This is a genomic window from Luteimonas rhizosphaericola (genome assembly GCF_029888045.1).
Classification (GTDB): domain Bacteria; phylum Pseudomonadota; class Gammaproteobacteria; order Xanthomonadales; family Xanthomonadaceae; genus Luteimonas; species Luteimonas rhizosphaericola.
On sequence record NZ_JARXRN010000025.1, the window covers coordinates 424,777 to 447,262 of the forward strand.

Below are 22,486 nucleotides of genomic sequence, written 5' to 3' on the forward strand. Positions count from 1 at the left end.
GGCCCGGGAGGCCGCCGCGCACGCAGGCGCGCGCCGGCCCGCCGCCGGGCCGGCCCGGCACGCGCCTACGTCGCCGTGCCACGCCGGGGCCTGCGGATGCGCCGGGCATCCAGGCATCCGGCGCCGCTAGACTGCAGCTCCCCGACGACGAGACATGGCGATGACTGCAGGCCCGCGCGCGATGCTGTTCGACCTGGACGGCACCCTGGTCGACAGCGCCCACGGCATCGCCTGGGCGGTGAACCAGACGCTTGGCGAGCTGGGCCACCCGTCCGCCGACGACGCGCTGGTGCGCACCTGGATCGGCGAGGGCGCGCGCTTCCTGCTGCACCGCGCGCTGCGCCACGTCGGTGCCGACCTGCCGGACGGCGACGCCTTCGATCGCGTGCTCGCCCTGCTGATGCGCCACTACGCGGCGTCGCTGCCGCGCCAGGCGCGCGCCTATCCGGGCGTCGACGACGCGCTGCGCGGGTTGCGTGCGCGCGGCGTCGCGGTCGCGCTGTGCACCAACAAGCCCGAGCGCTTCATCGATCCGCTGCTCGACGCGCTTGGCTGGCGCGCGCTGTTCGACGGCATCGTCGGCGGCGACACCCTGCCCGAATGCAAGCCCTCGGCATTGCCGCTGCTGCACCTGGCGCGCGCGTTCGACGCGCCGGTGGAGGCCTGCGTGATGGTCGGCGACTCGCACACCGATGCCGCCGCCGCGCGCGCCGCTGGCATGCCGCTGGTGCTGGTGGATTACGGCTATCACCGCGAGTTCGACCTGCACGGTGCGGGCGCGGTGGCGGTCACCGGCGACCTGCGCAGCCTGCTGCAGCTGCCGGCGCCCGGCGGGGTCGCGCATGCGATGACCACTGGCGCCGCGTAGCCGGCGCTGGACCCGACACCCTGCCCCGGCAGCACTCGCTGTGACCTGCTGCCAACACGACCGCGTGGCGCGGCGCTAGTCTCGGATCGGGTCAACCGGGAGACGTGGATGAGCGGGATCCGACAGGGGGCGGCGGCCGCGCTGTGGCAGGCGGTGATCCGGGAGGCGCTTGCCACGCGCGGCGCGGCGCTCGACGAATCGCAGGAGAGCTACCTGGTCTTCGTGCTGCTGCGCCACCAGCGCGATGAACGCCTGCTGGCACGCATCCAGGCGCTGGAATGGCTCGATGCGCAGGCGCAGGTCGGCCGTGTGCGCACCGAGGCGCTGCGGGACGTGGGCGACCGCTGCCTGCTGGTGGCCGGGCTGTTCCCGGCGCTGGCGAGACGGCGCCGGGTGGGCGTGGACTACTTCGTGGACCTGGGGCGCGGCGCCTACCAGGGCGTGGCCGATGCCGGACGCGACGCCTATGCCGAGCTGTTCGCGCGCCTGGCCGGCACCTACCACGAGCTGGTGGCGACCCTGCAGGCGGTGCGCGGACACGCCGCGCTGCAGGTGCCCGCCGTCGCCGCGCGCGCGCTGCACTGACGGGCGCGCGGCGCGACGCGCGTGCGGCCGGCGGCGCACGGTGCACCGCCGGCGATTCGATCCAGCGCCAGGCTGGCGTGCTTCCGCACGCATCGACCGTGTACGCCGCTGCGACGTAAGGCGCCGCATCCGCCGCGCCAGCCGGTGCGATGTGGCGCCAGGACCTCAGCGCGCCGGGCGCCAGCGCAGCGCGACGTGGTACTCGCGGCCGGGCTGGTAGTACCAGGCCACCGTTTCGTACTCGCGGTCGAACACGTTGCTGGCGCGCGCGAGCAGGGTCCAGTCGCGGTGCAGCGCGACTTCCAGGCGCAGGTCGGTGGTGGCGTAGCCGCCCAGGCGCACCACGTTCGCCGGATCGTCGTAGCGGCTGCCGGCGGCCTGCACGGTGATCCCGGCGCGCAGCGGGCCGAAGCCGCGATCCAGGTCCAGCCGCCCCGTGCTGCGCGCGCGGCGCGCGAGCAGGTTGCCGTCGTTGGCGCCGCCGCTACGGTCGCGCGGATCGGTGTGGCTCAGTTCCAGTCCCAGGTCGATCCCGGCCAGCGTGGTGCCGAACGCGAATTCGGCGCCGCGGATGCGCGCCTGGTCGATGTTGCTGCCCACGCCGCGATAGTCCGGCGGCGGGTAGACGAACACGATCAGGTCGTCCACCCGGCTCTCGTACACGTCGAACGACCAGTGGTGACTTTCGGTGATGCGGGAGACGCCGAGGTTGAGGCTGGTCGACTCCTCCGGCCGCAGGCCGGGGCTCTCCGAGCCCGGGTAGTACAGGTCGTTGAAGGTCGGCGCCTTGAAGCCGGTGCCGAGCGAGGCGGTCAGCCGGATGCCGGAGTCGAACGCCAGTCCCCAGCCCAGCGCGCCGGTGACGTGGCTGCCGAACTGCTGGTTGTCGTCGTGGCGCACGCTGGCCTGGAACCGCTGCGCGCCGGCCTGGCCGCCGTAGGCGAGGAACACGCCGGTGTTCTCGCGCTCGTCGACCGCGTAGGCGGTGGCGCTGTCGACGCGGTCGTTGCTGTGGTCGACCCCGGCGCTCAGCAAGTGGTCCTCGGCCAGCTGCACGTCGGCCTGCGCCGAGGCGCTGTCGCGGCGGGTCTGGAAATCGCTGCGCGGCAGGGTGTCGAGGAAGTCGTCGGAGCGGTCGACGTTGCGCGCCAGGGCGAAGGTCAACGCCAGGCGGCCGTCCTCTGGCACGTGCCGCAGCCGCGCGCCGGTGACCTGCTGGCGCGTGCGCGAACGGTTGGTCCAAGAGCCGTCGAACTCGTTCTCGGCGTCGGCCTGCAGGAACTGCCCGTCGAGCACCAGCGCCTCGCCGAAGCGGTAGCCGCCGCGCAGGTTGATCGAGGTGTTGCGGTAGCCGTCGTCGTCGGGTTCGTCGGCGAAACAGCCCTGGAACAGCGCGCCGGAGCCGCGGCAGGCGTTGATGCCGTCGGTGCGATCGACGGCGCCGTGGGCGCCGATCCAGCCGCGTTCGCCGCGGTGGTCGAAGCCGGCACTGGCCTCGCGCGCGGCGTGGCTGCCGCCGCCGACGCTGGCGTAGGGCGAGAAGCCGGGCTCCCGGCCGCCGCGGGTGAACACCTGGATCACGCCGCCGATCGCCTCGGAGCCGTACAGGCTCGAGCGCGGCCCGCGGATGATCTCGATGCGTTCGATCTGCGCCAAGGGCAGGTCCTGGATCGCGGCCATCCCGGCGGTGGCGGAGTTCATCTTCACCCCGTCCACCAGCACCAGCACGTGGTCGGATTCGGTGCCGCGCAGGAACAGGCTGCTGAGCTTGCCGCGGCCGCCGGTGTTGCCGACGTCGATGCCGGCGCGGCCGCGCAGCAGTTCGATCAGGTCGCGCGCCTGGCTGCGCTCGATGTCGGCGCGTTCGATGACCTGGGCCGGCACCAGGCTGTCGGCGAGCCGCTGCTCGCTGCGGGTGGCGGTGACCAGCACGGTGTCGAGGTCGGTGGCGGCGGCATCGGCGCGCGCCGCCCCGGGCAGGGTGGATGCGGACAGGAACAGGGCGGCGGCGATGGCCGCGGGCAGGGAACGTTGCATGCAGGGCTCTCCATGGCGCGCACACCCGCGCACGCGCCGGTTTCGGTCGGGTCGCGACAGGGAGAGCGGAGGCCGCGGAACCGGAGACGCGCGCCGGCATCGCCGCCGCGACGCCCTCCGCGCCGCAACCAGTGGACTCCGTGGCCGGTCTCCGGACTCGCGCGCTGGGCATTGGATGCCCTGGCCGTCGCGCCTTCCCATGCCCTGGGCACAGTGGCGGATGCGGCGGCCTGACGCGCTTACCGTTGCGGGGGCAGTGCCGGACTGGCCGCGTCGCATGCTGCGACGCCGGCGTCACCGGCTTCCCGTTTCAGCCCTTGGGCGCATGCCCGCGGGCCACCTCGAAGCGCGGGCATTGTAAGCCACGCGGTCATACGCGGGCGGATGTCCGTGGGGCAGGCGTCGTCGGCGCTGTGGGCGCGCGCCGCGGACCTCGGCGCGCGCGCGGATCGGCCCAGCCCCTGCCGGCGCATCGGACCGCACATAGGCCCATGGCAGCCGGCCCACGCGGCGCGTCGATCAGGTACGCAGGCCCGAGGGTTGTCCACCGAGACCTGGTTCGCACCGACTGGCGCGGCCCGTCGGCCGGGCCGTCGCAGGATCAGTCGCGTTCGCCGCCGCCGGAGGGATCGTCGAGGAAGCCGAACGCCGGCGCGGCGGATTCTTCCTGGTGGTGGGTGGTCGTCACCGGCGCGGCGGCCGGACGCCCACGCGGCGGCGGCAGGTCGGCCGTGGCCGCCTCCACCGCGGCCACCAGTTCGGCGCGCCGGGCCTCGGGCACTTCCTGCCAGTGGCAGTCCTGCAGCGCGCCTTCCAGCGCGTACAGCATGTTGAGGCTCGGTTTGAAGCCGGCGCGCTTGACCCGCATGAACGCGTCCACCGGCCCTGCACTGATCAGGTCGGCCTCCGTGCGCAGCCCCACCTGGCGCAGCCAGGCGGCGGACTTGGGACCGATGTTGCGCATTTTCAGCGGTGCATTCATGGCAGCGACTCGACGTAGATGCGGGCGAGGGTTTCCAGCCCCTCCTGGTCGATAACGTCAAAACGGGCCGGATCCGGGCTGTCGAGGTCGAACACGCCCACCAGTGCGCCATGCTGCACCAGCGGCACGACCAGTTCCGAGCGCGACGCCGCGTCGCAGGCGATGTGTCCCGGGAAGGTATGCACGTCGTCCACCCGCTGGGTCTGGCGCGTGCGCGCGGCGGCGCCGCACACGCCCCTGTCGAGCGGAATCCGCACGCAGGCCGGCAGGCCCTGGAACGGGCCGACCACCAGTTCGGTGCCGTCGAAGAAATAGAAGCCGACCCAGTTCAGCCGCGGCAGCGCGTGGTAAACCAGCGCGGACAGATTGGCGGCGTTGGCGATCCGGTCGCGCTCGCCGTGGAGCAGGGCGCGCGCGTGGTCCGCGAGCTGGGCGTATTGCTGCGGCCTGTCGCCGCTTAGACTGGAGGCGGTGAACATCGGGCCAGTGTAGCAGTGGCCCGCGCGCGACCTGAGGAGACGGCGGTGGGGCGGTGGCATCGGGACATGGGCCGCATCCGGCAGCGTGGAGCGGCCGGGACGCGGGTGCAGCGTGCGGCGTTCCGGCCGCGTGATGCGTGCCGCGCGCGGTCCGGGGGCCGGATCGATCCTGCACGCCTGCCTCGCAGCCGGGCGTCCCGCGCGGCGCGTGGAGGCGGCCGCGCCGTCGTCGTGGACGCGGCAGCGCGATGACGCGCGCCTGGTTCGTCACCGGCACCGACACCGGCGTCGGCAAGACCGTCGCCTCGGTGGCCCTGCTGCATGCGCTGCGCGGGCGCGGGCTGCGTGCGGTGGGAATGAAGCCGGTGGCCAGCGGCTGCGACTGGAGCGACGGCGGCTGGCACAACGAGGACGCGCTGGCGCTGATCGCGGCGAGCGATCCTCCCCCCACCTACGGCGACGCCAATCCCTATGCGCTCGAGCACGCCACCGCGCCGCAGCTCGCCGCGCGCGATGCGGGGGTGTCGGTGGCGCTGCCGGTGCTGCGATCGGCGTATGCGCGGCTCGCGGCCACGGCGCAGGCGATGGTGGTTGAGGGTGCCGGCGGCTGGCTGGCGCCGATGGGCGACGGCCTGGACCAGTCCGCGTTCGCGCGCGCGATCGGCGCCGACGTGGTGCTGGTGGTCGGGCTGCGGCTGGGGTGCCTGAGTCATGCGCGGCTGAGTGCGCGCGCGATCGAGGCGGACGGTTGCCGGTTCGCAGGCTGGATCGGCAACACGATCGAGCCGGACTTCGACCGGTTCGACGACTATCTGGGGTTGCTGCGGGAGGCGCTGCCCGCGCCCTGCCTGGGCGTGCTGCCGCATCTGCCCTCGCCAGGCGTGGCGTCCGGCGGCGCGACGGCCGCCGCGCGGATCGATGTGTCGTCGCTGCTGTCCTGAGCGGGCGATGTCGCCCACGGACTAACTGCGACGCGTCGGATAGCGCGCTGACCCGTGCCGGCGGACCCGCTCCGTGGCGTCAGCCGTGCTGCGGAGCCGGTGGCGGCAGCGGGGCGTCGTCGCCGTGGGCGGATGACGGACCGCGCGCGTGGTCGGCATCGTGCGCGTGGTCGCGCGCCAGGTACAGGTAGAACGCCGGCAGCACGAACAGGGTGAACATCGTGCCGATGGTCATGCCCGACGCGATCACCATGCCCATCGAGAAGCGCGAGGCCGCGCCCGGGCCGCTGGCGATCAGCAGCGGGATCATCGCGAACACCAGCGCCGCGGTGGTCATCAGCACCGGGCGCAGGCGGATGGCGGTGGCCTCCTCGATCGCCTCGCGCTTGGACAGGCCCTGCTCGATCTGCAGCTTGTTGGCGAACTCCACGATCAGGATGCCGTGCTTGGAGATCACGCCCACCAGCGTCACCAGCCCGACCTGGGTGTAGATGTTGATGCTCATGCCGGGGAACGCCTCGATCCCCGAGAAGCCCAGGATGCCGCTGACGATCGCGAGCACGTTGAGCGTCAGCAGCGCGCCGCAGATCGCCATCGGCACCGTAAGCAGCATGATCGTCGCATCGCGGAAACTCTCGAACTGCGCCGACAGCACCAGGAAGATGATCACCAGCGCCAGCGCCAGGGTCAGCAGCATCGCCGAGCCCTCCTGCTTGAATTGGCGCGACTCGCCTGCGTAGTCGACGCTGTAGCCCTGCGGCAGCACTTCCGCCGCGGCCTGGTCGAGGATCTCCAGCGCCTCGCCCTTGCTCACCCCGGGGCGCGGCATGAACGTGATCGACACCGCGTTGAGCTGCTGGAAGCGCTTGAGCGACTGCGGCTGCGCGCTTTCCTTCAGCGTGACCAGGGTCGACAGCGGGATCAGCTCGCCGTCGCGGGTGCGGGTGTAGTAGTTCTCCAGGTCGCTGGCGTTGAGCCGGTCGCTGCGCTGCACCTGCGGGATCACCAGGTACGAGCGGTTCTGCATCGCGAAGCGGTTGGTGTAGCCGCCCGAGAGCATCGACGCCATGTCGGCGGCCAGGGTGCGCATGTCGATGCCGAGCGTGGCCGCCTTGTCGCGGTCGATCTCGACCTCGATCCGAGGCTTGTCGATCTTCAGGTCCTTGTCGAGGAAGATGAAGCGCTTGCTGTCCATCGCCCGCTGCAGGATGCCGTCGGCCAGCTCGTTGAGCTGGGAGAGTTCGCCCACGCCGCCGATAATGAACTCGCCGCCGCCGTCGCCGCCCGCGCTGGGCAGCGACGGCGGCACCAGGGCGAAGGTGTTCAGGCCGCTGACCTGGCTGATCTGCGGCTGCAGTTCCTGGTCGAGCACCTGCTTGGTCGAGCGGTCGCGCTCGCTCCAGGGCTTGAGCACGAAGCCTGCCATCGCCATCGGGCTGGCGCCGCCGCCGCTGCCGCCGAAGCCGCCGTTGAACAGGAAGTAGTCCTGCACCTCGGGCACGCCCTTGGCGATCTGGGTCACCTGCTCGGTATAGCGTTCAACGTAGTCCAGGGTCGCGGTCGGGTCGGCCTGGGCGATGGAGAAGATGAAGCCCTCGTCCTCCAGCGGCGCCTGCTCCTTGGGCGCGGTCATGTACAGGAACACGCACGAGACCAGCACGATCGCGCCGAACAGCGCGATGATCGACTTGGTCTCCAGTGCCCCGTGCAGGCGACGCTGGTAGCCGTGGCGCAGCTTGTCGAAGCGCGCGTCGAGCCAGGCTTCGAGCCGGCCCTTGCTGCCCTCCGCGTGCGGCTTGAGGATCTTGGCGCTCATCATCGGCGAGAGCGTCAGCGCGATCACGCCCGACAGCAGCACCGCGCCGGCCAGGGTGAAGGCGAACTCGGTGAACAGCACGCCGGTCAGACCGCCCTGGAAGCCGATCGGCAGGTACACCGCCACCAGCGTGGTGGTCATCGCCACCACCGGCCACGCCAGCTCGCGCGCGCCCTTGATCGCCGCGTCGTAGGGCGACATGCCCTCCTCGATGTGGCGGTGGATGTTCTCCAGCACGATGATCGCGTCGTCCACCACGATGCCGATCGCCAGCACCATCGCCAGCAGCGTGAGCAGGTTGATGGTGAAGCCCATCAGCAGCATCAGGAACAGCACGCCGACCAGCGACAGCGGCACGGTCACCGCGGGGATCAGCACGCTGCGCAGGCTGCCCAGGAACAGGAAGATCACCACGATCACGATGATCACTGCCTCGATGATGGTGGTCACCACCTCGTTGATCGCGTCCTGGATCGCCTCGGTGCTGTCGTAGGGGATGGTGGCGATGATGCCCTCGGGCAGCTGCGGCACGATCTCGTCGTCCCACAGCTCGCGCACGTCGCGGATCACGTCCAGCGAGTTGGCGTCGGGCGCGACGAAGATGCCCATGAACGTGGCCGCCTCGCCGTTGATGCGCACCGAGGTGCCGTAGTTCTCCGAGCCCAGCGCCACGTCCGCGACGTCGCCCAGGCGCACGATCGCGCCGCCTTCCTCGCGCACCACCAGCTCGCGGAACTCGTCGGCGTTGCGCAGGTCGGTGCGCGCGGTCATGTCGATCGCGACCATCTGACCCTTGGTCGAGCCCACCGCCGCCAGCACGTTGTTCGACGACAGCGCGTTGGAGACGTCGCTGGCGGTGACCTGCAGCGCGGCCATGCGCTCGGGCTTGAGCCACACGCGCATCGCGAAGGTGCCCGCGCCGAGGATGTCCGCGCGCTGCACGCCGGGCACGGTGACGATCTTCGGCTGCACCACCCGCGTGAGGTAGTCGGTGATCTGGTTGTTGTTGAGCGTCTCGCTGGCGAAGGACACGTACATCGCCGCGATCTGCTGGCCCTGCTGCAGGTCGATCACCGGGTCCTCGGACTCCGGCGGCAGCTGCCCGCGCATCTTGTTGACCTTGGCCGCGATCTGGGTGAGCGCCTCGTTCGGGTCCTGGTCCAGGCGGATGTAGGCCTGGATGGTGCTCACGCCCGCCGAGCTGGTCGAGGACAGGTAGTCGATGCCCTCGGCGCTGGCGATCTCGCGCTCCAGCGGCGTGGTGATGAAGCCCTGGATCAGGTCCGCGTCGGCGCCGTAGTACACCGTGGTGACGTTGATCACCGCGTTGCGCAGCTCCGGGTACTGGCGCACGTTGAGTTCGGAGAACGCGCGCAGGCCGAAGATCAGGATGAACAGGCTGACGACCATCGCCAGCACGGGCTTGTTGATGAAGATGTCGGTGAATTTCATCGCGCTTCTCGTGTCCTCCCCCGCGGGAGGGGGTGAGGGACACCCGCTTGCACGGCACTGCCGTGCGGGTGTCCCGAACGGCCGGCGTGCTGCGCCGGACCGGATGGGTGGGGAGGTCGCTCGTGTCTCAGCGGTTCTCCGCCTCGGGCCGCGCATCCGCGCTCGGCTGCACCTCGTTGTTGATCGTCACCTCGGCGCCGTTGCGCAGCTTGAGCAGGCCGCTGGTGGCGACCTGTTCGCCGGGCTTGAGCCCGTCGGTCACCGCGATCAGGTCGCCGCGGGTGGCGCCGGTGGTGACGAAACGCTGGTTCACCACCAGCTTGTCGCCGGTCAGCGGCTTGCCCTGCATGTCGGTCTCGCCCTCGGCGCGCGGGGTCTTGGTGATCACGAACACCGCGTTGCCGTATGGGTTGAAGCTGACCGCGGTCTGCGGGATCACCACCACCTCGCGCTCGCCGCCGAGGTCGAAGTCCACGCGCGCGAACGCGCCCGGGCGCAGCAGGCCGTCGGGATTGTCCAGCGTCGCCTGCGCGGTGAAGTTGCGCGTGTTCGGGTCGACCCCCGGCTCGATCGCCGTGACCGTGCCTTCGAACACCTGCCCCGGCAGCCCCTCCAGCGTCGCTCGGACCGGCGTGCCCGGTTCGAGGTCGTCCATCTGCTGCTCGGGCAGGGTGAAGTCGAGGTAGATCGGATCGAGCTGCTGCAGGCTGACGATCGGCGTTCCCGGTGAGACGAACTGGCCGAGGTTCACCTTGCGGATGCCCAGCTCGCCGGAAAACGGCGCGCGGATGGTCTTCTGCGCGATCAGCGCGCGCTGGGCGTCGGCCTGCGCCTGTGCGCTGGCCGAGGCCGCGACGCGCTGCTGCATCTCGTCCAGCGACACCAGCTGGTCCTGGCCGAGCTTCTGCCAGCGGTCGGCCTGTACCTTGGCCAGCCGGGCCGAGGTCTCGAGCGATTGCAGCGTGGCCGCCTCGTTGTCGGTGTTCAGCCGCACCAGCACTTCGCCGGCGCGCACCGGCTGCCCGGCTTCGAACTCGATGCTGCGCACCACGCCGCCGGCCTCGGTCGTCACGTCGGTGCCGTTCACCGCCACCAGCGTGCCCACCGCCTGCGCATCGTCGGACCAGCGCTCGGTGCGCGCCTCGGCCGCGCTCACGGCCGAGGCCGGCTGCGGCATGTTGTCGAAGAACTTGTTGGTCTGCGCGCCGATGATCGCCTTGACGGCGAACACGCCGCCGAAGATCAGCAGGGCGGCGACCAGCATCAGGATCAGGCGCAGCGTGAAGCGGGGCTTGCGCGGCTTGGGGGCGGTGGACATGGGAGGAGCCTTCGGGGGAGTCGACGATCAGGGGCGGACGGGATACGGGCAGGGCGCGTCGAACACGTCGCGGCACAGGCGCTCGGTCATGCGGTCGAGCGCGGCGTCGTCGCCGGGATCGAACAGGGGGCGCCAGCCGTAGCCGTTGAGCAGGTAGTGCAGGTGCTTGAACAGCAGGCGGTAGGGATCCCCGATGCCGGACGGATCCAGCAGGCCCTGCTGCTGGGCGAGAGTATGCATGCCCAGGCACAGGATCCATGGGCCGATCGTCAGGCGCTCGTCCGGCAGGGCGAAGTCGTACGGCAGGTCGCCGTCGCGCCGGGCCTGGGCGGCGATCCCGTCGACCAGGCGCGCCAGCGGTTCGCAGGCCTCGAGCGCGCGCCGGCGGCTGTCTTCCGAGGCCGCGCCCCAGACCACGTCGGTCCACACGAACTGCGCCAGGCGGAAGTGCTCGGGCTGTTCGTGCAGCACGATCAGGTCGGCCAGGGCGATGGCGAGGATGCGTTCCCGGGTCGGCCCGGGCCAGCGCGCGGCGCGCTCGAACAGTTCCACCCGGCCCAGGCAGTTGCGGGTCGACAGCGCCACCAGCAGGTCTTCCTTGCTGGCGAAGTGCTTGTACAGGGTGCCGATCGCGTACTCGCACTCGTCCGCGATCTTCGACATCTGCAGATTGAGCAGGCCGTCACGCTGGATCAGCGCCTGCGCGCAGTCGAGGAAGCGGTCCTCGCGGTGCGCGAACTCGCGTTGTCTGCGATCGACAGTGGACATGGGAACGGCACGACGGCCGGGGGAGGGGCGGGCGGGGTGCGCATTGTGAACCAGATTCATTCCATGATCCAGCGTACATGCCGCGTCCCGACGGCGTGGCCACGGGTGTTGGCCGCCCCTGACTAACGGCAGGGGGCCGTCCGCCGGACGACACTCTATACTGTCCGGTACAGAAATTCAGCCGTTGCCGGCCCCCGCCGGCCCGACAGGGACTGCCCGAATGCGTCGCTTGCCCATCGCCCTCTCCGCCCTACTCCTGCTGTCCGCCTGCGGCGGCGACGACACTCCGCAGGCGCCGCCGCCGCCCGAAGTCGGCGTGATCGAGGCCGCGAGCGCGGATCTGCCGCTGACCCTGGACGTGGGCGGCCGGCTGGCGGCGTTCCGGACCGCTGACGTGCGTGCCCGCGTGCCCGGCGTGCTGCAGGAGCGCGTCTACACCGAGGGCAGCGACGTGCGCGAGGGCGAGGTGCTGTTCCTGATCGACCCCGCGCCGCTGCAGGCCGCGCTCGGCACCGCGCAGGCCTCGCTCGCCCAGGCCCAGGCCAACCACGCCAACGCCCGCGCCAACGCCGACCGCGCGCGCAAGCTGGCGCCGCAGAACTACGTCTCCGCCGCCGACCTCGACAATGCGCTGGCGGCCGAACGCAGCGCCGCGGCCGCGGTGCAGGCCGGTCGCGCGGCCGTGGATTCGGCGCGCATCAACCTCGGCTACGCCACCGTACGTGCGCCGATCAGCGGCCGCGCCGGCCGCCAGCGCGTGACCGAGGGCGCGCTGGTCGGGCAGGGCGAGGCAACCCTGCTCACCACCGTCGACCAGATCGACCCGCTGTACGCGAATTTCTCGCTCGGCGTGGGCGAACTGGCGCGCATCCGCGAGGCGCAGTCGGCGCCGGGCGCGGAGTCGAGCGTGGAGGTCGTGCTGCCGGACGGCAGCGTGTACGCGCACGCCGGCACGCTGGACTTCTCCGGCGACATCGTCGATCCCGCCACCGGCGCGATCTCGATGCGCGCGCGCATCCCCAATCCCGACGGCCAGCTGCTGCCCGGCACCTACGTCAGCCTGCGCGCGCAGCTGGGCGAACTGCAGGACGTGTTCGCGATCCCGCAGGCCGCGGTGCAGCGCGATGCCAAGAGTGCGTACCTGATGGTGGTGGGCGAAGACGGCAACGTCGCGCGCCGCGATGTCACGCTCGAGCGCGCCGAAGCCGGCCGCTGGATCGTGAGCGGCGGCCTGGCGGGCGGCGAGCAGGTCATCGTCTCCGGCCTGCAGAAGGTCAAGGCCGATGCGCCGGCGAAGGCGGTGCCGTGGACGCCCGCGCCGGCGCCTGGCTCCGCGCCCGCATCCGGCAGCGCGCAGGCGCCCGCGACCGGCGCCGGCGAGACGCCCGCGCCCGGAACCGCGCCCGCGGGCGACGCACCCGATGCGCCGCCGGCGGAGAACGACGCCGGCGCCGATCCCGCCACCGGGGGCTGACCGGCCATGTCACGGTTCTTCATCCACCACCCGGTCTTCGCCTGGGTCATCGCGATCCTGATCTCGCTCAGCGGCGTGATCGCGCTGCTCAACATGGGCGTGGAGTCCTATCCCAACGTCGCGCCACCTCAGGTCACCGTGGGCGCGAGCTACCCGGGCGCCGATGCGCGCACCGCCGAGCAGGCCGTCACCCAGGTGATCGAGCAGCAGCTCACCGGCATCGACAACCTGCTGTACTTCAGCTCGACCTCGAGCTCGTCCGGCCGGGTGTCGATCACCCTCACCTTCGAGACCGGCACCGACGCGGACATCGCCCAGGTGCAGGTGCAGAACAAGGTGTCGCTCGCCACGCCGCGGCTGCCGACCGAGGTGGTGCAGCAGGGCGTGGTGGTGGCCAAGGCCAACAGCGGCTTCCTGATGGTCGTGGGCCTGCGCTCGAGCGACCCGGCGATGGACCGCAACGCGCTCAACGACCTGATCGCCTCACGCATCCTCGAGCCGCTGGCGCGCGTGCCGGGCGTGGGCAACACCCAGCACTTCGGCTCCGAGTACGCCATGAACATCTGGCTCGACCCGGTCAAGCTGCAGGGCTACGGCATGTCGGCCAGCCAGGTGCTCACCGCGGTGCGCGGGCAGAACGCGCAGTTCGCCGCCGGCTCGATCGGCGCCGATCCGGCGCCGCAGGGCCAGGGCTTCACCGCCACGGTGGCGGCCGAGGGCCGCTTCAGCACGCCCGACGAATTCCGCAACATCATCCTGCGCGCCGACAGCGACGGCGCGGTGGTGCGCCTGGGCGACGTGGCCCGGGTGGAGGTCGGCGCCCAGGGCTACGGTTTCGACGCCAAGTTCAACGGCCAGCCCACCGGCGCGGTCGCGGTGATGCTGCAGCCGGGCGCGAACGCGCTGGCGGTGGCCGAGGCGATCACCGCGCGCATGGACGAGCTGCAGACGACGTTCCCCGCCGGGGTGGAGTGGTACACGCCGTTCGACAGCACCACCTTCGTGCGGATCTCGATCAACGAGGTGGTCAAGACCCTGATCGAGGCGGTCGTGCTGGTGTTCCTGGTGATGCTGCTGTTCCTGCAGAACCTGCGCGCGACGATCATCCCCACGCTGGTGATCCCGGTCGCGCTGCTGGGTACCTTTCTGGGCCTGAGCCTGATCGGCTACACCATCAACCAGCTGACCATGTTCGCGATGGTGCTGGCGATCGGCATCGTGGTCGACGACGCGATCGTGGTGATCGAGAACGTCGAACGCATCATGTCCGAGGAGCACCTGCCGCCGGTCGAGGCGACCGAGAAGGCGATGGACCAGATCACCGGCGCGGTGGTCGCGATCACGGTGGTGCTCGCCGCGGTGTTCATCCCCAGTGCGCTGCAGGGCGGCGCCTCGGGCGAGATCTACAAGCAGTTCGCGATCACGATCGCCATGGCGATGGCGTTCTCGGCCTTCCTCGCGCTGGGCTTTACCCCGGCGCTGTGCGCGACCTTCCTCAAGCAGCACGCGGCCCCGGGCGAGCATCCGGACGGGAAGAAGGAGAACTGGATCGTCCGCAACTTCAACCGCGGCTACGAGCGGGTGAGCCGCACCTATGTCGGCCACATCGGCAGTGCGATCCGGCACGCGCCGCGCTGGATGATCGTGTTCGCCGCCCTGAGCGTGGCCTGCGGGCTGCTGTTCACGCGCCTGCCCGGAAGCTTCGTGCCCGAGGAGGACCAGGGCTACGCGCTGGCGATCGTGCAGCTGCCGCCGGGCTCGACCCTGCAGCGCACCCAGGCGGTGTTCGAGCAGGTGCGCGGCACGCTCGAAGGCATCGACGGCTTCGAGGGCATGATGCAGATCGCCGGCTTCAGCTTCGTCGGCCAGGGCGAGAACGTGGGCATGGCGTTCGTCCGGCTCAAGCACTGGGACGAGCGCGACGTCACTGTGCCCGAGTTCATCCAGCAGGCCAACGGGGCGCTGCAGGGCGTGCGCGACGCGTCGATCTTCGTGGTCAACCTGCCCACGATCCAGGGCCTGGGGCAGTTCGGCGGGTTCGACATGTACCTGCAGGACCGCGCGAGCCTCGGCCGCGAGGCGCTGGGGCAGGCGCGCGACACCCTGCTCGGCGCCGCCGCGCAGCGCGGCGACGTGCTGTCCGGCGTGCGCCCGAACACGCTGGCCGACTCGCCGCAGCTGCAGCTCGACGTCGACCGTGCCCAGGCGCAGGCGATGGGGCTGGCGGTGGGCGATGTGTACAACGCGATCCAGCTGATGCTGGCGCCGGTGTACGTCAACGACTACTTCGCCGAGGGCCGCATCAAGCGCGTGATCATGCGTGCCGATGCGCCCTACCGCACCGGGCCGGAGTCGTTCTCACGCTTCTTCAGCCCGTCCACGCAGATGGATGCGGACGGCAACGCGGCGATGATCCCGCTCAGCAACGTGGTGGCCTCTGAGTGGGTGATGAACTCGCCCTCGCTCACCCGCTACAACGGCTATTCGGCGGTGAACATCAACGGCGCGCCCACCCCGGGCCGCAGCTCCGGCGAGGCGATGAACGCGATGGAGGACATCGTGGCCGAGGAGCTGCCCACCGGCATCGGCTTCGACTGGACCGGACTGTCCTACCAGGAAATCATCGCCGGCAATACCGCGACCCTGCTGCTGGTGCTCTCGGTGCTGGTGGTGTTCCTGTGCCTGGCCGCGCTGTACGAGAGCTGGTCGATCCCGGTCTCGGTGCTCCTCGTGGTGCCGCTGGGCATCCTCGGCGCGGTGGTGTTCACCATGATGCGCGGGCTGTCGAACGACATCTTCTTCAAGATCGGGCTGGTGACGGTGATCGGCCTGGCGGCGAAGAACGCGATCCTGATCGTGGAGTTCGCGGTGCTCGAACGCGCGGCCGGCAAGACCCTGCGCGAGGCGGTGGTGGAGGCGGCGCGCCTGCGCTTCCGCCCGATCCTGATGACCTCGCTGGCCTTCATCATGGGCGTGGTGCCGATGGCGATCTCCACCGGCGCCGGCGCCAATGCGCGCCACGCGATCGGCACCGGCGTGATCGGCGGCATGCTGTTCGCCACCTTCCTCGGCCTGCTGCTGATCCCGGTGTTCTTCGTCGCGGTGCGGCGCATGCTCGGCGACAGCATGGACGAGCCGCTCCCGGGAACGGGCAAGGCCACGCCGGCGTCGGGACCTGTGTCGAAGGGTTGACGGCTGGCGGGTCAGGCGCGTGGCGGAGCCGCCACGCGCATCGATGCGTGGCGGCCGCGTGGCCGCGCGCGCGTGGAGCGACGGGTGCGCGGCCCATGCCGGGCGATGGCGCGACGAGCGGGCCGCGCCGTCACGCGCGACCCGGGCGACTCAGCCTTGGCGCGCCAGGTGCATGGCGTAGAAGGCCGCACCCAGGTGCGGCGGATGCAGCGGCGCGCGCAGGTCGAAGCGCGGGCAGGCCGCGTGCAGCGCCTCGGTGAATGGCGCCAGCAGCAGTTCGCCGGCGCTGAAGGCGCCGCCCGAGTAGGACACCGGCACCGCTTCGCCGTCGTCGAACGCGAGCGTGCGGCGCAGCGCATCGGCGATGCGCGCCAGCTCTTCGCCGGCGACCCGGAAGATGCTCGCGGCGGTGGCGTCGCCCAGCCCGGCGGCCTCGGCGACCAGCGGCGAGAGCTGCGCCAGCGCGCCGCGCGCCAGCGCGTGCTCGCCGTACACGTGCGCGCACAGGTCCAGGTCCTGCCGCAGTGCGAGCCGTTCGCGCAGCAGCGCGTGCAGCGGGCCGCGCGGCAGCCGGCCGTCGCTCATGCGCGAGAACGCGTTGAGCCCCTGCACCGCGATCCAGTACGCCGAGCCTTCGTCCGAGAACGCCTCGCCCCAGCCGCCGCAGCGCGCCGATGCGCCCGCGCGCTGGCCGTAGCCGATCGATCCGGTGCCGGCGACGATGTTGATGCCGTCGCCGCAGTCGAACGAACCGGCCCAGCCGCAGACCATGTCGTTGTCGCAGGTGTAGCGCTCGTGGCCGAGCAGGTCGCGCGGCAGCGCGTCGAGCAGCGGCGTGACCCGGCTGTCCTCGCCGTAGGCGGGCAGGCCGAAGAACGCGTGGTCGATCGCGGCGCGGGAGCGCCCGGCGCGCGCGAGCGCCGCGTCGATGCCTTCGCCCAGCGCCGCCCGCACGCCGTCGAGGCCGACCTGGGGATGGTAGGTGGTGCCGACCCGGGCCTCGCCCAGCAGGCCGCCGCTGGCGTCGACCACGGCGACGCGGGTCTTGGTGCCGCCGCCGTCGACGCCCAGGTAGCAGTCGCCCGCCATCAGTCGGCCAGTGGGTGGATGCGCACGCCCTGCACGACGCGGTTCACCGTGCCCTGGCGGTTGGGATTGTCGGGCGACAGGCCCAGCGCGCGCGAGGCGAGGAAGGCGTAGACCTGCGCGACCGCGATGTACGGCCACAGCAGGTCGACGTCGGCGGCCGTGGCCAGGCCGGGCACCGCCAGCGTGTCGCGCGCGCCGGGCGTGCGCGGCTGCGCGCCCACCTCGATCACGCGCGCGGCGCAGCCGTCGCGGCGCAGCTCGTCCACCAGGTCGTGGTCGTAGGCGCGGGTCATCGGGTCATTGGACACGAACACCACCACCAGCGTATTGCCGGTGACGAAGGTCTTGGGCCCGTGGCGGAAGCCGAGCGGCGTGTCGAAGCAGGTCGCCACCGCGCCATTGCTCAGTTCGCCCAGCTTGAGGCAGGCCTCGCGCGCCAGGCCCTGGAACGGGCCACTGCCCAGGTACACCACGCGGTCGAAGCCGCGCAGCGCCAGTTCCTGCAGCATCGGCCGCGCCTGCACGATGACCGCGGCGGTGGCGTCGGCGATCGGCGCGACCCGCGCGTCCAGCGCGGGAATCCCGCCCAGCGCGGCCAGGGTGGCGTACATCATGCAGCTGAAGCTCGAGGTCATCGCGAAGCTGGCGTCGTGGGTTTCCTCCGGCAGCGTCAGCGTCAGCGCCTGGCGCGCGCTGATCCGCGCCAGTGCGCCCTCGGCATTGCAGGTCACCACCAGGTGGCGCACGTCGCGCACCAGGGATTCGGCCAGCTGCACCGCGGCCAGGCTCTCGGGGCTGTTGCCGGAGCGGCCGAAGGAGACCAGCAGCAGCGGCTGCGCCGGGTCCAGGTGCAGGCGCGGGCAGCTGACCAGGTCGGTGGTCGGCACCGCGTCCACGCGCGCGGCGAGCTGGCGGTCGAGCACCGCGGCCAGGCATTCGCCGATGTAGGCCGAGGTGCCGGCGCCGGTGAGGATCACCCGCGCCGACGCGTCGCCGGCGAGCGGCGCGACGAAGGCCTCGATCCGCTCGCGCATCGCGGCCAGCAGGGTGTGGGTGCGCTCGAGCATGCGCGGCTGCTGCACGATCTCGCGCGCGGTCCACAGCGCGCCGGAGGCGTCGAGCTCCGGTTCCGGGATGCCGAGCAGCAGGTCAACGGGAGTCATGGTGGGGATGGCAGGCACGGTGGTAGTCGTCCAGGACGGTGGCGACATGCGCCATGGCGAGGGAATGGGGATCGGCGTCGGCGCGGCCCTCGCGCAGGGCGCGCAGGGCGTGCGGCAGGTACTGGCCGAGCAGGGCGATCGACGGCGGCTGTGCGCGCAGGTTGGCGAACAGCCGCTCGCGCGCCTGTTCGATCCGGGGGTCGGGCCAGTAGTAGCGGATGCGGTCGCTCAGGCTGTACGAGAGGTCGCGTTCCAGCTGCGTGCCGGTGGCGTGGTAATAGCGCTGCCAGTGGCCCGGCTGCGCGTGCATGCGCGCCAGCGCGACCTCGCGCAGGTTGGCGCGATCTTCCGGCGCGACGGTCTCGCGCTCGATCGCGTCCAGCGCCCACAGCGCCTCGCGCAGGGCGAACGTGAGCCCCGGGCCCACTTTCAGGATCGCGAAGTGGTCGCGCACCAGCGTGGCGAGTGCGTCCTGGGTCTGGTAGTCGGTCGAATGCGCCTCGAACACCATGCCCGGTACCGCCAGCACCGCCTCGCTCAGGGCGCGCGCGGCCTTGGGCCGGTAGTCGATCACCTCGTGGTGGTCGAACTCCACGCCCGGCTGCACCACCGAGGCGATCACCCGGCGCCAGGCGTCGTCCAGGCCGGCCGCGGCGAAGGCGGCGCGGTGGGCGTCGATGGTCGCCAGCGCCGCGTCGGGCGTGGTCACGGAGAGGCCTTCGATGGCCTCGGTCGCGCCGCCCGGCACCGGCACCTCGGTGCCGATCACGTACACCAGCGGTTCGCCGCCGGCCGCCGCGTGCGCGGCCTCGGCCGCGCGGCACAGGCGTACCGCGCGGGCGACGATGGTCGCCTCCGGCAGCGGCACCGGATCGCCCTCGCAGGCCATCGAGCAGTCCAGGTGGATCTTGCGGAAGCCGGCGGCCACGTAGGCCGCGACCATCGTCTCGGCCTTGTCCATCGCCGCATCCGCGCCGAGCGCGGTCCACGGGTTCGGGCCCAGGTGGTCGCCGCCGAGCGCGATGCGCGCGTGGTCCACGCCGACCGCGTCGGCGATGCCGTGCACGAAGCGCACGAAGTCCGCCGGCGTCATGCCGGTATAGCCGCCGTCCTGGTTGACCTGGTTGCAGGTCGCCTCGAACAGCGCCACCGGCGCGTCCACGCGCTGCGCATGGCGCAGCGCCGCTTCGATCACCAGTGGATGGGCCGAGCACACCGAGGCGATGCCGCAGGCGTCGCCGCCGCGATGGCGCTGGATCAGGTCGAGCATGACGCGCATGGCGTGCGGTTCCGTGTCAGGGGCGGGGCGCGGCGGGTGCGCGCTCGGGTTCCATCACCAGCAGCAGCGAGGCGACCAGCGCCAGCGCCAGGCCGACCATCTTCAGCGGCCCCGGCACCACGCCGGCGAACAGCAGCGACAGCACCGCGGTCACCAGCGGCGCGCCGGCATTGGTCAGCGGTGCCACCACGATCGCCTTGCCGTAGCGGAAGGCGTACACCAGCGTCAGCGCGCCGACGGCGTTGAGGATCTGGATCGCCGCGGTCATCCACGGGCCGTCGAGGCCCAGGTTCACCGGCTGGCTGAGATCGGTCATCGTCCAGGCCACGGGCACCAGCAGCAGCGCGCCGGCCATCATGTAGAAGAAGATGCTCTCGGCGCTCACGCTGTCGTTGGCGAGCTTCATGAAGTAGGCCTGCACTCCCCAGGCCGCCATGATCAGCAGCGCCAGCGGGAACCAGCCAAGGCCCTGCGCATCGCCGTCGCCGAACGACAGGTCCAGCATCGGCAGCGCCACCAGCGCCAGCACGATGCCGGCCGCGCCCAGCCTGCCGGTGCGTTCGCGCAGCAGCAGCATCGACAGCGCGATGGTGACCACCGGCGAGAGCGAGATGATCGGGAAGATGAAGTATGCCGGCCCGGTGGTCAGTGCCTTGAACAGGATCATCTGCCCGCCCGCGCCGAGCAGGCCGATGGCCATGCCGAACCCGATCGCGCGCGGGCTGCGGTCCAGCGCCCAGCCCGCGCGCCCCAGCACGAACAGCGCCGGCGGAATCATCGTCAGCGCCCACACGCAGTACACCAGCGTGTCGGGGAAGCCGCGCTCGGCCGACAGCCCCGCAAGCGCGCCCCAGGCGCCCCACAGGACGACCGTCACCAGCGCGTAGGCCAGCCACGGGCGGGCACGCTGCGAGCCGGCGCTCATGCCGCGCCGCCCTCGGGCGTGGCCTGCAGCAGCAGGAAGCCTTCGAAGCGCGCATCGAGGCGCGCCGCGCCCGCGTCCACCACGCCCAGGTCGCGCGCGTTGAACAGGTCGCGCACGCGCCAGCGGCCGCGCGACAGTCCGCGCAGTTCGACCGCACCGCTCCAGTCGTCGGCGTAGAAGGCGTAGTACATCGCGCCATCCTTCGCGATTGCGTGCGCCTCGGGCCTGTCGAAGCCGATGTCGTACAGCGCGCCGCGGTATTCGCCCTTCGGCAGCATGTGCGCCTTGTACAGGTCCACCCACTTGCGCCACAGCGCTTCCTTCTCCGGCGTCAGCACGAAGCCGCCGGGCGGCAGCGGGCCGGGGTTGGGGCGGTCGGTGTCGCGCGGCCAGGTGAACTTGGTCGAGATCACCGCGCCGATGCCGACGCTGCTGGCGAAATCCTGGCCGCCGGTGCTGAGTTCGACGTGGTCGCCGGCGTAGCTGCTGCCGCGCCCCATCAGCGCCTTGACGGTCTTGCCCTTGTGCCGCACCTGCCACGACGAGAGCGGATCGGACGAGGGGAACTGGTCGGTCGCCGGCAGGTTGTGGAACGCGAACGCGGTGCCGCAGGGGCACAGTTCCACCACCGCCTCGGGATTGGCCGCGCGCGCGGCGGCGTGGATGGCGTTCCAGAAGTCGGGCATCTTCTCGCACGACTCGGCCGGGTGCGCGTGGTTGTGCGCGGGGTTATGGCAGGGCGCGACCGCGTTGAGGTGCTGGCCGTCGAGCTTCAGGCCCTCGAAGCCCCATTCGCCGATCGCCTTCTTCACGAACGCGACGTAGTAGTCGATGGTCTTGCCGTAGGCGGGGCACTGGGTGAGCGCGTTCCACCACGTCACCTTCTGGAAACCGCCGTACTCGTCGAGCAGCAGCATGTCCGGGTGCTGGTGCAGCACGTCGCTGCCGGGGTCGGCCGCCAGCGGCGCCAGCCACAGCCGTGGGCGCAGGCCCTGGGCGCGCACCGCATCGGTGAAGGCGCGCATGTCGGCGTCGCCGCGCGGGAACTTGCGCAGGTCGATCGCCCAGTCGCCCTCGTTGGTCTGCCAGCCGTCGTCCAGCACCGCCCACTCGAACCCGAGTTCGCGCGCCTTGGGCAGGGTCGCCAGCACCTGCTCGGTGGTGAAGTCGCGCTCGTAGCCCCAGGCGCACCAGATCGGCGCGAAGGTGGACGCCGGCACCTCGCGCGCGGCGATGCCCTGGTCGCCCAGCAGGCCGCGGTAGAGTTCGAGCGGGGCGTAGAAATCGCCGCTGTGCACGCACAGCAGCGTGCGTTCGGTCGTCAGCGTGCCGCCCGGCGGCAGCGTGGCCGGCTGCGCGCTTTCAAGCGCGATGCTGGCGCCGCGCGCGGTCTTGCGCACCGGCATGTCCAGCAGCCGCGGCACCGCCTCGACATGGCCCACGGCCAGGCCGCCATCGCGGCGCCACAGGTCGGCCACCGGGGTGCCGCCACCGTAGTCGGACGAATCCATCGCCAGGGTGTTGCGCTGGTTGAAGTCGGCGTCCACCGGCTGCACCCAGTCGCGCCGGTCGGTATGGGTGGCGCCGGAGAAGCTCCAGAAGCCCCCGGGCGCATCGTCGAGCTCGTGCGCTGCGTTGCGCCAGCCGGCCAGCTCCACCGGGGCGTCGCCGCCGTTGCGCCAGGTGGTGGCCAGGATCGCCAGGCCGGGATAGCGTGCGTAGAAGGTCAGGTCGACGGTCTTCTCGATCCCGCCGGCCGAGCGGCCGCGCAGGACATGGCGCCGTCCGCTGCCATGGCGCGCGTCGTCCAGCGGTTCGATGTGCTCGTCGACGAAGGCGAAGTCCTGCAGTTCGCTGCCATCGGCCAGCAGCAGCACTTCGCTGGGCTGGAAGCCGGTCATCGCGGTGCCGCCGCGCTCGATCGCGGTATGCATGCGCGCGTCGAAGCGGATCGACAGGTGGTCGTCGTGCGCCACCGCGCGTGCCGGCCGGGAGGACCCGGCACGCGCGGCGGACACAGAGGGGAGCGCGGCCAGCGCGACGGTGCCGGCGGCCAGCTTGAGGACGGTGCGGCGTCCGATCGGGGTCATGGGACGGTTCCGAAGGAGTGCGGGGGCA

General features: G+C 71.6%; 16 protein-coding genes and 1 riboswitch. Of the genes, 5 read left to right on the forward strand and 11 right to left on the reverse strand.

The window, feature by feature from the left end:
- Positions 1-160 precede the first annotated feature (160 nt).
- Both gph and QFW80_RS11190 read left to right on the forward strand, forming a co-directional pair.
- Positions 161-868: a phosphoglycolate phosphatase gene (gph, locus tag QFW80_RS11185; protein ID WP_280602040.1), complete on the forward strand. Its 708-nt coding sequence runs from the start codon at positions 161-163 to the stop codon at positions 866-868.
- A gap of 108 nt (positions 869-976) precedes the next feature.
- The gene (locus QFW80_RS11190; protein WP_280602041.1) at positions 977-1,453 is read left to right on the forward strand and encodes a hypothetical protein; all 477 of its coding nucleotides are present in this window, start codon (positions 977-979) and stop codon (positions 1,451-1,453) included.
- Between the two features lie 165 nt (positions 1,454-1,618).
- Here QFW80_RS11190 and QFW80_RS11195 read toward each other — a convergent pair whose 3' ends face one another.
- From QFW80_RS11195 to QFW80_RS11205, 3 genes are all read right to left on the reverse strand, one after another.
- Positions 1,619-3,490 carry a TonB-dependent receptor domain-containing protein gene (locus tag QFW80_RS11195; RefSeq protein WP_280602042.1) on the reverse strand — a complete coding sequence of 624 codons (1,872 nt, stop codon included), beginning with the start codon at positions 3,488-3,490 and terminating at the stop codon, positions 1,619-1,621.
- A gap of 125 nt (positions 3,491-3,615) precedes the next feature.
- A riboswitch (cobalamin riboswitch) is annotated at positions 3,616-3,849 on the reverse strand.
- Positions 3,850-4,091: 242 nt separating this feature from the next.
- Positions 4,092-4,472, reverse strand: coding sequence for a TfoX/Sxy family protein (locus tag QFW80_RS11200; protein WP_280602043.1), 381 nt, complete (start codon positions 4,470-4,472; stop codon positions 4,092-4,094).
- Positions 4,469-4,951, reverse strand: coding sequence for a GAF domain-containing protein (locus tag QFW80_RS11205; RefSeq protein WP_280602044.1), 483 nt, complete (start codon positions 4,949-4,951; stop codon positions 4,469-4,471). Before QFW80_RS11205 ends, QFW80_RS11200 begins: the two co-directional genes overlap by 4 nt.
- A 248-nt stretch (positions 4,952-5,199) precedes the next feature.
- Here QFW80_RS11205 and bioD point away from each other — a divergent pair, with 248 nt between their 5' ends.
- A complete protein-coding gene (gene bioD, locus QFW80_RS11210; RefSeq protein WP_280602045.1) occupies positions 5,200-5,892 on the forward strand; it encodes a dethiobiotin synthase in 693 nt (230 codons plus the stop codon).
- A 79-nt stretch (positions 5,893-5,971) separates the two neighbouring features.
- Here bioD and QFW80_RS11215 read toward each other — a convergent pair whose 3' ends face one another.
- The 3 genes from QFW80_RS11215 to QFW80_RS11225 all read right to left on the reverse strand — a co-directional run bounded on the left by QFW80_RS11215 (position 5,972) and on the right by QFW80_RS11225 (position 11,246).
- Positions 5,972-9,160 (reverse strand): efflux RND transporter permease subunit, encoded by a 3,189-nt coding sequence (locus tag QFW80_RS11215; protein WP_280602046.1) that lies wholly within the window; start codon positions 9,158-9,160, stop codon positions 5,972-5,974.
- Positions 9,161-9,287: 127 nt separating this feature from the next.
- On the reverse strand, positions 9,288-10,478 hold the full coding sequence (locus tag QFW80_RS11220; protein WP_280602047.1) for an efflux RND transporter periplasmic adaptor subunit: 1,191 nt from the start codon (positions 10,476-10,478) through the stop codon (positions 9,288-9,290).
- Positions 10,479-10,505: 27 nt separating this feature from the next.
- Positions 10,506-11,246, reverse strand: a complete 741-nt coding sequence (locus QFW80_RS11225; protein ID WP_280602048.1) for a TetR/AcrR family transcriptional regulator — start codon at positions 11,244-11,246, stop codon at positions 10,506-10,508.
- Between the two features lie 220 nt (positions 11,247-11,466).
- Here QFW80_RS11225 and QFW80_RS11230 point away from each other — a divergent pair, with 220 nt between their 5' ends.
- Positions 11,467-12,720, forward strand: coding sequence for an efflux RND transporter periplasmic adaptor subunit (locus QFW80_RS11230; RefSeq protein ID WP_280602049.1), 1,254 nt, complete (start codon positions 11,467-11,469; stop codon positions 12,718-12,720).
- A gap of 6 nt (positions 12,721-12,726) precedes the next feature.
- Positions 12,727-15,912 carry a multidrug efflux RND transporter permease subunit gene (locus tag QFW80_RS11235; RefSeq protein ID WP_280602050.1) on the forward strand — a complete coding sequence of 1,062 codons (3,186 nt, stop codon included), beginning with the start codon at positions 12,727-12,729 and terminating at the stop codon, positions 15,910-15,912.
- A 150-nt stretch (positions 15,913-16,062) separates the two neighbouring features.
- Here QFW80_RS11235 and QFW80_RS11240 read toward each other — a convergent pair whose 3' ends face one another.
- Genes QFW80_RS11240 through QFW80_RS11260 form a run of 5 tightly spaced genes read right to left on the reverse strand, consistent with a single transcriptional unit; the run spans position 16,063 to position 22,458 of the window.
- Positions 16,063-17,001: an N-acetylglucosamine kinase gene (locus QFW80_RS11240; protein ID WP_280602051.1), complete on the reverse strand. Its 939-nt coding sequence runs from the start codon at positions 16,999-17,001 to the stop codon at positions 16,063-16,065.
- On the reverse strand, positions 17,001-18,164 hold the full coding sequence (locus QFW80_RS11245; RefSeq protein ID WP_280602052.1) for an SIS domain-containing protein: 1,164 nt from the start codon (positions 18,162-18,164) through the stop codon (positions 17,001-17,003). The genes QFW80_RS11240 and QFW80_RS11245 overlap by 1 nt, the downstream gene beginning before the upstream one ends.
- Positions 18,151-19,443 carry a D-tagatose-bisphosphate aldolase, class II, non-catalytic subunit gene (locus tag QFW80_RS11250; protein ID WP_280602053.1) on the reverse strand — a complete coding sequence of 431 codons (1,293 nt, stop codon included), beginning with the start codon at positions 19,441-19,443 and terminating at the stop codon, positions 18,151-18,153. Before QFW80_RS11250 ends, QFW80_RS11245 begins: the two co-directional genes overlap by 14 nt.
- Before the next feature lie 16 nt (positions 19,444-19,459).
- Positions 19,460-20,368 carry an EamA family transporter gene (locus QFW80_RS11255; protein WP_280602054.1) on the reverse strand — a complete coding sequence of 303 codons (909 nt, stop codon included), beginning with the start codon at positions 20,366-20,368 and terminating at the stop codon, positions 19,460-19,462.
- A complete protein-coding gene (locus QFW80_RS11260; protein WP_280602055.1) occupies positions 20,365-22,458 on the reverse strand; it encodes a glycoside hydrolase family 36 protein in 2,094 nt (697 codons plus the stop codon). The genes QFW80_RS11255 and QFW80_RS11260 overlap by 4 nt, the downstream gene beginning before the upstream one ends.
- Positions 22,459-22,486: the final 28 nt, after the last annotated feature.

Excerpts from the sequence above, each read along its gene's own strand:
- gph (WP_280602040.1), top strand. The coding sequence starts at position 161 with ATGACTGCAGGCCCGCGCGCGATGCTGTTCGACCTGGACGGCACCCTG.
- QFW80_RS11190 (WP_280602041.1), top strand. The coding sequence starts at position 977 with ATGAGCGGGATCCGACAGGGGGCGGCGGCCGCGCTGTGGCAGGCGGTG.
- QFW80_RS11195 (WP_280602042.1), bottom strand. The coding sequence starts at position 3,490 with ATGCAACGTTCCCTGCCCGCGGCCATCGCCGCCGCCCTGTTCCTGTCC.
- QFW80_RS11200 (WP_280602043.1), bottom strand. The coding sequence starts at position 4,472 with ATGAATGCACCGCTGAAAATGCGCAACATCGGTCCCAAGTCCGCCGCC.
- QFW80_RS11205 (WP_280602044.1), bottom strand. The coding sequence starts at position 4,951 with ATGTTCACCGCCTCCAGTCTAAGCGGCGACAGGCCGCAGCAATACGCC.
- bioD (WP_280602045.1), top strand. The coding sequence starts at position 5,200 with ATGACGCGCGCCTGGTTCGTCACCGGCACCGACACCGGCGTCGGCAAG.
- QFW80_RS11215 (WP_280602046.1), bottom strand. The coding sequence starts at position 9,160 with ATGAAATTCACCGACATCTTCATCAACAAGCCCGTGCTGGCGATGGTC.
- QFW80_RS11220 (WP_280602047.1), bottom strand. The coding sequence starts at position 10,478 with ATGTCCACCGCCCCCAAGCCGCGCAAGCCCCGCTTCACGCTGCGCCTG.
- QFW80_RS11225 (WP_280602048.1), bottom strand. The coding sequence starts at position 11,246 with ATGTCCACTGTCGATCGCAGACAACGCGAGTTCGCGCACCGCGAGGAC.
- QFW80_RS11230 (WP_280602049.1), top strand. The coding sequence starts at position 11,467 with ATGCGTCGCTTGCCCATCGCCCTCTCCGCCCTACTCCTGCTGTCCGCC.
- QFW80_RS11235 (WP_280602050.1), top strand. The coding sequence starts at position 12,727 with ATGTCACGGTTCTTCATCCACCACCCGGTCTTCGCCTGGGTCATCGCG.
- QFW80_RS11240 (WP_280602051.1), bottom strand. The coding sequence starts at position 17,001 with ATGGCGGGCGACTGCTACCTGGGCGTCGACGGCGGCGGCACCAAGACC.
- QFW80_RS11245 (WP_280602052.1), bottom strand. The coding sequence starts at position 18,164 with ATGACTCCCGTTGACCTGCTGCTCGGCATCCCGGAACCGGAGCTCGAC.
- QFW80_RS11250 (WP_280602053.1), bottom strand. The coding sequence starts at position 19,443 with ATGCGCGTCATGCTCGACCTGATCCAGCGCCATCGCGGCGGCGACGCC.
- QFW80_RS11255 (WP_280602054.1), bottom strand. The coding sequence starts at position 20,368 with ATGAGCGCCGGCTCGCAGCGTGCCCGCCCGTGGCTGGCCTACGCGCTG.
- QFW80_RS11260 (WP_280602055.1), bottom strand. The coding sequence starts at position 22,458 with ATGACCCCGATCGGACGCCGCACCGTCCTCAAGCTGGCCGCCGGCACC.